The following is a 975-nucleotide window of genomic DNA, read 5'->3' on the forward strand; positions in this document are numbered from 1 at the left end:
GTGCCTGTTGGTGGTAGGGGCACGGCAGGATTAATTTTGTTAAATTATCCGAGATATCTTGGCACCCCGTGCCTGTTGGTGGTAGGGGCACGGCAGGATTAATTTTGTTAAATTATCCGAGATATCTAACTTGCCGTGCCTGTTGGTGGTAGGGGCACGGCAGTATTAATTTTGTTAAATTATCCGAGATATCTAACTTGCCGTGCCTGTTGGTGGTAGGGGCACGGCAGTATTAATTTTGTTAAATTATCCGAGATATCTAACTTGCCGTGCCCCTACTCCTCCACAATTAGATCTTCAACATGGGCGATCGCAATTTCGCGCCATCGCTTATCCTTCCAGTAGATGCCCCATTACTACTACGAAGTAAATTTATATACTGGATTGCCCGTCGGCTAATGGTTCATCTCGCTCGTTCCAATCTAGCAATTCTTGCTTCTAATCGATCCAGGCGTTCTTTCTGTTCGATAACTAAGGTAGAAAGTCGAGCAAACATCGGATCGCTTGATGGGATTCGCCTCGTACTTCTAGGAGGGAGGGGAACCTCTACGCGGCGAGGAGATTCCCTGGGGATAGTGCTTGACGAACTCAGTTGATTAATTTGGCTTTCGATGCGGTATAACTCGGATTGCAAGCTCAAAACTCGCGACTCTAAACTAGAAAGGCGGGTTTCGAGTCCATCATCGGCGGCGATAGAGACGGTGGCGTTTTGTTTGAGTAACGCCGGGGTGATGATAGCGATTGCTCCTAAAATGAGTGCCAGTGCGAACGCAACAACAGCACTTTTTTGCTTCCGCCTCCCGTTCATCAACTCTCCTTAAAGACGGCGAACGAATCAGAATTTAGTTTTTCAGTGTAATGATTCACTCCAAAATTTCCAGCCCAGGGCTAGTTGAATTTTCACCTCAATTGTATGCAGCGAGCGCCTTTGAGCCATTGTCATCAATTGTCCCCGCGAGCGTCATAAAACTTCCC

Annotated in this window: 1 protein-coding gene; it reads right to left on the reverse strand. The window is 47.1% G+C overall.

Translation table 11 applies throughout. The features are described 5' to 3' along the window. Positions 1–403: 403 nt before the first annotated feature. Positions 404–808, reverse strand: coding sequence for a hypothetical protein (locus MiSe_RS49285; protein WP_226594889.1), 405 nt, complete (start codon positions 806–808; stop codon positions 404–406). Positions 809–975: the final 167 nt, after the last annotated feature.

The organism is Microseira wollei NIES-4236 (assembly GCF_020521235.1).
Taxonomy (GTDB): domain Bacteria; phylum Cyanobacteriota; class Cyanobacteriia; order Cyanobacteriales; family Aerosakkonemataceae; genus Microseira; species Microseira wollei.

Excerpts from the sequence above, each read along its gene's own strand:
- MiSe_RS49285 (WP_226594889.1), bottom strand. The coding sequence starts at position 808 with ATGAACGGGAGGCGGAAGCAAAAAAGTGCTGTTGTTGCGTTCGCACTG.